The 9,538-nt window shown below is 70.3% G+C and carries 7 protein-coding genes; all 7 read right to left on the minus strand.

Annotation, left to right across the window (positions count from 1 at the left end):
• Positions 1-10: 10 nt before the first annotated feature.
• The gene (locus tag ACO1BR_RS20425) at positions 11-985 is read right to left on the minus strand and encodes a hypothetical protein (protein ID WP_426796504.1); all 975 of its coding nucleotides are present in this window, start codon (positions 983-985) and stop codon (positions 11-13) included.
• A gap of 176 nt (positions 986-1,161) precedes the next feature.
• On the minus strand, positions 1,162-3,750 hold the full coding sequence (locus ACO1BR_RS20430) for an ABC transporter permease (protein ID WP_426796505.1): 2,589 nt from the start codon (positions 3,748-3,750) through the stop codon (positions 1,162-1,164).
• Positions 3,751-3,828: 78 nt separating this feature from the next.
• Entirely contained in the window at positions 3,829-4,608 is a 780-nt protein-coding gene (locus ACO1BR_RS20435; RefSeq protein ID WP_426796506.1) for an ABC transporter ATP-binding protein, read from the minus strand.
• A 231-nt stretch (positions 4,609-4,839) separates the two neighbouring features.
• Positions 4,840-5,526: a response regulator gene (locus ACO1BR_RS20440; RefSeq protein WP_426796507.1), complete on the minus strand. Its 687-nt coding sequence runs from the start codon at positions 5,524-5,526 to the stop codon at positions 4,840-4,842.
• A complete protein-coding gene (locus tag ACO1BR_RS20445; RefSeq protein WP_426796508.1) occupies positions 5,519-7,237 on the minus strand; it encodes a sensor histidine kinase in 1,719 nt (572 codons plus the stop codon). Before ACO1BR_RS20445 ends, ACO1BR_RS20440 begins: the two co-directional genes overlap by 8 nt.
• A gap of 192 nt (positions 7,238-7,429) precedes the next feature.
• Positions 7,430-8,071, minus strand: a complete 642-nt coding sequence (locus ACO1BR_RS20450; RefSeq protein ID WP_426796509.1) for a uridine kinase — start codon at positions 8,069-8,071, stop codon at positions 7,430-7,432.
• Positions 8,072-8,208: 137 nt separating this feature from the next.
• On the minus strand, positions 8,209-9,538 hold a 1,330-nt coding region (locus tag ACO1BR_RS20455), incomplete at its 5' end, for a M64 family metallopeptidase (RefSeq protein ID WP_426796510.1).

A 9,538-nucleotide genomic window follows, 5' to 3' on the forward strand; every position in this document is an offset into this window, starting at 1 on the left:
CCAACCCCTGCTATCCCCGACGCTTGACGAACGTCATCGGAACCGCATTGCCGGGTGCCTGGATCAGGACACGGGCCGGGATGAGGACCAGCTTCTGCTTCTCTTTGCCGCTGCCGTCGACGAAGTCGAGCTTGTAGACGATGTACCCGAGGTACCTACCGCCGTTGGCGCGCCCCTCGACCCACCCGGACACGCCGTCCGGGACGTCATAGGTGTTGTTCTGCTCGGTCATGGTCGTCCACTTGTTGGTGGTCGTGGTCGACTCGCTGTAGGTGAAGTTCAGCTCTGTGCCGCCCTTGCCGCCGCCCGGCCCGCCGGGGGTCGTCAGCTCCGAGCTGACCTTGCCGCCGACGGACCAGCCACTGGTCTGGCTGGTGTCCTGGCCGACCGTGGCCTGGGTCTTGTAGGAGAACTGCGCCTTCCCCATCACCGCCGCCGACGTCTGCATGGTGGGGTACTTCGTGTCGAGCACGCCGACGAAACCACAGGGCATCGGCTTGCCGTCGGGATGGTGGCTGGGCTGGCCGCACATCGACTTGGCGTCCCAGTTGCTCAGCCACGGCTCCTTGTCGTCGCTGCTGCTCTTGCGGATGTCGGGACCCTCGGTGGTGATGGACGGACCGCCCTCGGTCGGTGCGGACTGTGCGAGGGCGAATCCACTGCCCAGCTTGGATGGGACGTCCTTCAGCGCCTGGTCGTGCGGGTAGACTTTCTCGACGTCGTCGAGCTTGACCTGCTGCGAGTCCAGACCGTTGACGGGGTAGCCCTTGACGGCTTCCTTCTGGTTCAGGGGCGCGCTCTGGCCGAGGAAGTTGATGACTTCCTGTTCGGTCTTGAAGTAGGTGTTGCCGGCCTCGGCGTGGGCAGGGGTGGACGAGCCGACCAGCGATATGCCGGTGAGCATGGTGGTGGCGAGTGCGGCCGCTGTCAGAGCACTCTTCCGTCGGCCTCGACCAGCAGGGGTGGTGCACAGTGTGGTTGACACGCGAATCTCCTTGACTTGTCGGGAACTTGCTCGGAACTTCTCGGGCGTCGGCCGCCGATCGGCCGCGCCGCTCTTCAGATGGCTTGTGAAGGTCGTGAGGGTTGTGAGGGCGTGTATCGAGGCCCCTCACCCGGCTGCCGGGCGTACGGGCGGGGTGCGTCCCTGGGCTGAAGGGCTCAACTCGCCTGGATCGACCGCAGCATGTTCATGCGGGCGGCTCGGCGAGCCGGCCAGATGGCGGCAAGGACGCCGATCACCAGCGCCAGCATCAGGAAGGTGCCCAACCTGTCCCACGGCAGGACCGTCTCGTATGCGTGCATCGAGGTCGTGGTCAGCCCGCCCGCGGCCCAGGCCAGGAAGATGCCCGTAGCGATCCCGAGGACCGCGCCGAACAGGGAGATGACCACCGACTCCAGCCGGACCATCTGCCGGATGCCGGAGCGGTCGAGACCGATGGCGCGCAGCATCCCGATCTCGCGGGTGCGTTCGAAGACCGACATGGCCAGGGTGTTGACGACGCCGAGGATCGCGATGACGACGGCCATGCCGAGCAGCCCGTACATCATGCTGAGGACGGTGGTGACCGACTCGTTGCTCTCCTTGACGAGTTGCTCCTGGGAGCGGACCTTCAGCAGCGGGCTGTCGCCGAGTGCGGCGCGGATCGTGCGCTCAAGACCGGCGGCCTTGCCGGGCTCGGCCTTGACCAGCAGGTTGTCGAACTGCTTCGTCACGGAGTTCGGGAGCACGTCGGCGCGCGTGCCCAGGGCGTCGTCGACGGCGCGGGTCTTGGCGTAGATGCCGACGACCGTCAGCTTCCGCTTCGCGGCCTTGCCGCCGGCCGTCCCGCCACCCGTCTCGGCGTCGAGGCTGGCGCCGACGCTCAACCCGGCCTGCTTGGCGAACTCCTCGGAGACCGCGATCCGGCCGGGGGCGATGTCGTGCAGCGACCCGGCGCGGAAGTCGAGCCGTGCAACCTTGCCGAACGCCTTCGGATCCGTGCCGGTGATGACGGCGGACCGACCGTGGGTGGCGAGCTGCGCCACGGCCACGGGGGCGGCCGCAGCGACCGCGGGTAGCCGGGCGATCCTGTCGACGGTGTCCGGGTCGAGCCCGCGGGCGGTGCTGTAGTTGACCTTGTAGTCGGCGGTCAGGCCCGCGGTGGCTTCCTTGGCCATGGCGTGCTGGGCGGAGTGGGCGCCGACGGTCAGACCGGTGATCAGGGCGAGCCCGATCATCAGGGCGGATGCGGTGGCGGAGGTGCGGCGCGGGTTGCGCAGTGCGTTCTCCTTGGCCAGCTTGCCGTTGACGCCGAAGAAGCGGGTGGTGACCTTGCCGGCCAGCGTGATCAGTGGCCGGGAGAGCAGCGGGGCCAGGACGATCATGCCGCCGAGGGTCAGTACGCCGCCGAGCATCGCGGCCAACAGGTTCGGCTCCTTGCTGGTCCGGAGCGTGGAGACGTACAGCATCACCAGCGCCCCGGCCCCGGTGAGCAGGATGCCGAGCACGTTGCGCACTCTCAGGGCGCGGGCGGGCGGGGCCTGGTCGACGCTGCTGAGCGCTGCCACGGGGGCGATCTTCGCGGCCTTGCGGGACGGCAGCCAGGCCGCCAGTACGGTGATGACGACGCCGACCCCGAGCGAGGCCAGCGGGGCCGCGGGCGTGATGACCAGCGGTCCGTCGGGCAGCCCGGCGCCGGTGGTGTTGAGCAACGGGCGCAGGGCGGTGGCGATGGCGAGGCCGAGCGCGAATCCGCCGGTGGCGGCTACGAGGCCGAGCAGACCCGCCTCGATGAGGACGGAGCGGACGACTTGGCGGCGTGCGGCGCCCACGGCCCGCAGCAGCGCGATCTCCCGGCTGCGCTGGGCGATGAGCATGGTGAAGGTGTTGGCGATGAGGAACACGCCGACGAACAGTGCGATGCCGGCGAAGACCAGCAGCGTCTTGGTGAGGTATCCGGTGTTCTGGGCGATCTGGCCGGACTGCTCGGCGGCCAGTTGGGCCCCGCTGGTGGCCCTGGCGCCCTCCTTGGGGAGCAGCGCCCGCACCTGTTCGGTCAGCGCGTGCTCGTCGGTCCCGGGGTCGGCCGCGACCGCGATCTCGTCGAACTGGCCAGGGTGGTGGAACAGTTCCTGCGCGGTCCGGGTGTCGAAGAGGGTGAGGGTACCCGCAGCGGTGACCTGGGGGTCGTCGGTGGAGACGATGCCGACCAGTTTCTTGGTCAGGGTGGGGCCGTCGGTGGCGAAGCGGACGGTGTCGCCGATGCGGTAGCCGGCCTTCACGGCGGTCTGGGCGTCCAGCGCCAACTCGCCCTCGGCGGCGGGGCCGCGCCCTTCCTTCAGCGGGAAGTGGCTGTCCTTGCCGTCGTTGCCTGGCAGGTAGTTGGTGGCCAGGTTCTGCCCATTGGTGTCGGCGTTGACCGGGCGGCCGTTCGTACCGGCGAGGGTTGCCTGGCCGTGGACGGTGGGGCGCACCGAGTCGACGCCGGGCAGTTGGCGGATCTTCCGCGCCAGCGCGGTGTCGAGGGCGCCGGTGGCCTTACCGGGCGCGCCGCCTGCCCTATCGGGAGCGGTGGCGACCTCATCCGCCCGCACGGAGACGGCCACGCCCTTGAGGCTCTGGGCTGCGGCGTTGCGGAAGGCGTTCGCGGTGGTGTCGGCGAAGACGAGGGTGCCGGAGACGAAGGCGACGCCGAGCAGGACCGCGAGCGCGGTCATGATCAATCGGGCTTTGTGCGCAAGGACGTTGCGCAGGGCGGTACGCAGCATGGTGGTCGGTTCAGTCCTTGGTGCGAAGTGGCAGAGCGCGGATGCGGAGTACGGGGCCGAGGGCGGTTGCGGGCCGCGTCAGCTCGTCCGTCCCTTGGCGTCGAAGAGCCGCATACGGTCCAGCACGGCCTCGGCGGTGGGGGCGGACAGCTCGTCGGTGACGCGTCCGTCGGCGAGGAAGACCACCCGGTCCGCGGAGGAGGCGGCGACCGGATCGTGGGTGACCATCACCACCGTCTGCCCCAGCTCCCGTACGGAATCCCGCAGAAAGCCCAGGACCTCCGCGCCGGAACGGGAGTCGAGGTTGCCGGTCGGCTCGTCCGCGAAGACGATCTCCGGGCGCCCGGCCAGCGCACGGGCCACGGCAACCCTCTGCTGCTGACCACCGGACAGCTGCGACGGACGGTGCCGCAACCGCTCGGCCAGGCCGAGCGTCCCCACGATCAGCTCCAACCACTCCTGGTCGGGCTTTCGGCCGGCGATGTCCAGCGGCAGCGTGATGTTCTCCAGGGCATCCAGCGTGGGCAGCAGGTTGAACGACTGGAAGACGAAGCCGATCTTCTCCCGCCGGAGCCTGGTGAGTTGACGGTCCTTCAGCCCGGACAGCTCGGTGTCACCGATCCGAGCAGACCCGCCGGAGATGGAGTCGAGCCCCGCCATGCAGTGCATCAGCGTCGACTTGCCCGAGCCGGACGGGCCCATGATCGCGGTGAACCGGCCTCGCCCGAACTCCACCGTCACCGAGTCGAGGGCCACGACGCGGGTCTCACCCTCGCCGTAGACCTTGGTCAGCCCCGTCGCACGGGCGGCGACGGAGGGGGCGCGGAGGCGGGCGGTGGCAGTGGCATGCGGCGGCATAGGTGCTCCTGGAAGGGGGGCGAATCTCCCGACCATCGTGGCCGCGACGCACCCTCGAATCCGTCGCCCTCAGGTCGCGAATACGCCGCCTGCCAACAGGGCGGACCCGCCGCTGCCGCGTCGCCCTCACGGACCACGACCCCTCTACCAACAGACAGGCACTGCCCCTCTGCCGACAGACAGAGCCGCCTGCCCTACCCGAAGGCAAGCAGGTGGCCCCAGCCAGAAGCGTCAGCCCATCAGCCCGGCCTGGTGCGCCAGCAGCCCCGCCTGCACCCGGCTGCCGCAGCCCGTCTTCTCCAGGATCGACCGGACGTGGCTCTTGACCGTCCCCACCCCGATGCCGAGCCGCCTGCCGATCTCCGGGTTCGAGATCCCCTCCCCCAGCATGACCAGCACCTCCCGCTCCCGGCCGGTCAGCCCCACCACCCTGCTCTCCGGGGCGGCGGTCCCGCCGCCGCTCAGCATCCGCCGGATCACCGTCCCGGTGACGCCCGGCGAGAGCACCGCATCCCCCGCGGCCGCCGCCCGCACCGCGCGGATCAACTCCTGCGCCCCCTCGTCCTTCAGCAGGAAGCCGGTGGCACCCGCCCGCAGGGCCCGGGTGACGTTCTCCTCGTCGCCGAAGGTGGTGAGCATGACGACCTGCGGCCGGGGGTCGAGCGCGATCAGCGGTTCGATGGCCGCCAGCCCGTCGAGGACGGGCATACGGATGTCGAGGAGCACCACATCGGGCCGGTGCTCGGCGGCGAGCCGGACCGCCTCGGCACCGTTGACCGCCTCGCCCACCACGCCGATGCCGTCGGTATGCCGGAGGATCAGCCGGATACCGTGCCGGATCATCTCCTCGTCATCGGCGAGCAGCACCCGGATCGCGGAACCCGCCCCGGAGCCCACGGAGTTGGCCTGGTCAGTCATGTGTCCTTCTCCCCTGCGGCGGTTCGGTCACCTTCTCCGTGACCATCGGAACCGTGAATCGGTCGATCGCGATCAGAGTGTCGGCCCGGAAGCAGTAGCGGACGATACCCAGCCGCCCACCCTTGGCCCTCTTGTCCACGTACGGATACAGGCAGTCCGTGGCGGACACCGGCCGCGGCGGCTCACGCCCGGCGGCGGCCGCGCGCAGCGTATCGGAGTCGAAGGACACAGCCCGCTCCACGCGCTCCCGCGACATACCCACCCGTGGCACTTCGTTGCTCCGATACTGGGCACCGAACTGCGCACCGTGCACCAAGACGAGCCCGAAAAGCATCATCACACCCACCCCCACCAGACCGACCAGCCCGATGACGGCACCGGCCAGGCGCCGTTGGAAGGCGGAGAGCCCGCGGCCGGGCTCCTCGACAGCGGCGCCCGGCCCCTCCTGATACGGCTCGGCCGCCGGCGGCTCCGCACCGGGCCCGGGCTCGGCGGGGATGCCGGCGGTCACGGCGAAGCCGCCACCAGGCGTCCGCCCCGCCTCCAGACAGCCGCCGAGCAGCGCCACCCGCTCCCGCAGCCCGATCAGCCCGCGTCCGGTGCCCAGTCCGGTCACCGCGGTATTCGCCACAGGCGGCACGCCGTTGCGCACCCGCACCTCCACCCGCTCGCCTACATGGCGGACGGAGACGGTCACATGGGCTCCGACCGCGTACCGGTGGACATTGGTCAGCGCCTCGCGCACCACGCGGTGCACCGCCCGCCGCACCCTGGCCGGCCGCGCGTCGAGATCGGGCCCCTCCCAGGACAGCTCAACGGGGATGCCGGCGCCGCGGGACTCCTCGACCAGCGCCTCGATGTCCCCGCGCGTACCCGTCGCGTCCGTCAGCGCCTCGGTGCCGGTGTCCTGCGCCAGCGGGCCCAGGACACCCAGCACCTCCCGCAGCTCCCGCATCGCCTCACGGGCGGCTCGGCCCACCACGGCGGCCTCGTCCCGCAGCCCGGGCGCCTCCTTGCGCAGCGCCAGCTCCAGCCCGTCCGAGTGCAGCGAGACCACGCTCAACCGGTGCCCGACCAGATCGTGCATCTCCGCGGCGATCCGCGTCCGCTCGCGCACCCGCGCCTCGCTGTCCGCCAGTCGCCGCGCCTCCTCCGCGGCGGCCGTACGCTCCCGCAACGCCCGCAACAGCCGGTCCTGCTGCCCCGCGGCGGTGCCCACCAGCCCAGGCACCACGACCGTGGTCACCGCAAGGACCGCACCCAGCGCCAGGCCGAACACCCAACTGCCCACCTCCAGCACGGGCGCGGACACCGCAGACGTCACCATCGCCACTCCGGCCGCCCCGAGCAGCAGCCCCACCCGCCGCCGCGGCGTCTCCCGCTGCCGGGCCGCGGTATAGGCCGCCACCGCGGTCAGCAGCGCCGCCGCAGGCGCCACCGCCATCAGCGCCGCGAGCCCGACGACACCAACCACCGGGAAACGGCGCCGCACCAGCACCAACGCGATGCCGACGGCCGCCAGAGCCGGTACCCGGCCCACCAGCCTGGCCTCGATACCCGACTCGCCCAGGTAGGTGAGCAGCACCACCACCGCGGCCAGAACCGCCTCACCCCCCGCCCGCCACAACTGCCGCCCCCGCTCGTCGGGCCCCGCGAAGGGGCTGCGGGCCAGGTGAGCGGGGGCGGCAGCTGGTGGTGCGCTGGACGTCATGGCGTCGATTATCGGCGGCTTCGTACGGGGATCCCCTGCGCCTTGCGGACGACCCCGCCTCTATCAACAGGTAGAGCCCGTCCCCGCTGGTTCACGGCGTCGCGGCTCCTGCCGCCGATCGGGCGCTGTCCCGGCTGCCGGGCGCCCGTGGTACCGCCCCAGAGCCGCCCACCGGCCCGGCGCATGCTGACGTCACGGTGTCACGACCTGCGGACGCGCGAACACCGAGTTGTCGATGACCACATCCGTCATCGGCAACGGGTCGACTTCCTGAAGATAGAGACGCTCGGCCACCCGATACCTGCTGTGGTGGATCGGCTCCGCTTCGGTTCCGGCCCAGTCCCGGTGACGCTCGGCACCCCGCTGAACGGACAGCTCCGCATCCACCTGCAACCAGACGCGGAAGTCCCAGTACTCATTGATCTCAGGGCGGAAGGCGAAGACACCATCCACGATCAGCACCGCGTCCGCCCCGAGCGGCGTCACGTCGGATGAGTGATCTCGCTGGGTCAGTGGGTCGCTGCTGCACAGCGCACAGACTGTCGCTCCCGATGACCGGCAGGGATCCAGCAGCAGACGCTTGACCGCCTCGTAGTCGTACGCGTTGCGGTAGTAGCCTTCGCCAGACTCCCGGTCATAGAGGTGCCGGTCCCTCCACGGCTTCTTGAAGTCGTCGAGAGTCGCCCGAAGCACTGGTCGCCCGGCAGCACTGATCCACTCAGCCAGTTCATGTCCGAAGCTCGTCTTCCCAGCGGCGGTGAAGCCGTCGATCCCCACGAGCAGGCGGCCCTGACCGAGAGCCAGGATGCGCTTGGCGATCTTTTCGACCAGCATGCTGCGCTCGACGGAGACCGCCGGAGGACAGGGCTGCCGCCAGGACGAAGCCGAATGATGGACGTTCCCCCGTGGTGATCTCATGGAGGGTGGTCCCGTCCCTTTCTCACGGCGTCTTGTCGGATCCGCTGCTGGTCTCACCCGGCGGTGTCCTTGCGGACGCCAGGCGAAGGCGCGGCATCCGGCTTTGCTACGGCCCGGGCTGTGAGGTCCGGGATGGAGGCGGATCCGCTGCCGCGTCGCACGGTCCAGCCGGTCGAGCCGGTCAGCGAGGCGCGGATCACGGGGTCACGCACCGCTGAGGTGGCATCGGTGACCGTGGCCGTCAGCCGGTGGGGGCCACGGCCGAACCCGAGTTCGCGCACCGCCACGCGGTCATGGTCACGGTAGCGGCGCAGCTCGCGCCCGTCGAGATACCAGCGCACAGCGACCTTGCCGTGGGCCACATCATTCGCCCGGGGCAGGGCGAGGCGTGCCGTGGTGCTCCATGCCTGGGTACGGTCAGCCGGGGCGGCGGGGGAAGCGTGCCGGTAGAACCCGGCGATCATGGCTTCGCGGCCAGGCAGGTTGAAGGGCTTGCCGAGGCTGCGCATGAGGGAGTCCTCTGTGGGGCGGTACAGCCCTTTGACGTAGAAGTTGCCGCCCTCGTAGGTCCCTACCGCCCCGCCGTCCGGTGACGTCGCACCCAGCCAGCGGAACCACTTGGTGCGGCCGGCGGCCATGGCATCAGCGTTCAGGATGGACGAATTGGCCTGCGGCATCTCGGGCCCGGTGTACTGCTCGTATCCCGGCACGCCGGGGTAGGAGTATTCGTCGGCGAGCTTGCCGAGGGAGTGGCCGGTCTCGTGGACGGCGACCTGGTCGGCGTTCTTGCCGTGCGCGGAGGCGGTGGAGATGCCCTCGTAGCCCAGTGTCGGACTGGCCTCGTTGTAGCCGGCGCCGCCGTACTTGGTGCTGTTGGCGAGCACGAGCACCAGGTCGGCTTGCGGGGCCTTGGCAACGTAGGCATCGACCTTCTGCTGGTCGATGCAGAGCAGCCGCTCAACGCCGTCGCACCAGAAATGCGCGCCGAGCGCGGTGTTGCGGGAGACGTCCTTGCCTGGGTCGCCGCTCACCCCGCTTTCCGCGGAGACGGCGTCGACGGCCCAGACATTGAAGAGCTTCTGGTACGTGCCGTACGGCTCGACATTGAGGAATTCGTTCCACTTCTCCTTGAGGTCGGTGTGGAACTGGTCCAGCTGGTCGACGGTGTATCCGTCGCCGATGACGACGACGTCGAGGCGGTCCTTGGTGTCGCCGTTGTCGATCACCTTGGTGACCTGGCCGTCGGCGGCGCGAGCAGGTCCCGTCAGGGCAGCCCCCGCAGTGTGGGGGAAGCTGCGCGGGACGTTGCGGTAGCCGGCTCCGGCCGGGCCGCCTGCGGGGCCGGGGACTTCCACGCGGACGTGGGGGTCGGGGGCGGAGGAC

The organism is Streptomyces sp. YGL11-2, from assembly GCF_050054615.1.
Lineage (GTDB): Bacteria > Actinomycetota > Actinomycetes > Streptomycetales > Streptomycetaceae > Streptomyces.

Excerpts from the sequence above, each read along its gene's own strand:
- ACO1BR_RS20430 (WP_426796505.1), bottom strand. The coding sequence starts at position 3,750 with ATGCTGCGTACCGCCCTGCGCAACGTCCTTGCGCACAAAGCCCGATTG.
- ACO1BR_RS20435 (WP_426796506.1), bottom strand. The coding sequence starts at position 4,608 with ATGCCGCCGCATGCCACTGCCACCGCCCGCCTCCGCGCCCCCTCCGTC.
- ACO1BR_RS20440 (WP_426796507.1), bottom strand. The coding sequence starts at position 5,526 with ATGACTGACCAGGCCAACTCCGTGGGCTCCGGGGCGGGTTCCGCGATC.
- ACO1BR_RS20445 (WP_426796508.1), bottom strand. The coding sequence starts at position 7,237 with ATGACGTCCAGCGCACCACCAGCTGCCGCCCCCGCTCACCTGGCCCGC.
- ACO1BR_RS20450 (WP_426796509.1), bottom strand. The coding sequence starts at position 8,071 with ATGCTGGTCGAAAAGATCGCCAAGCGCATCCTGGCTCTCGGTCAGGGC.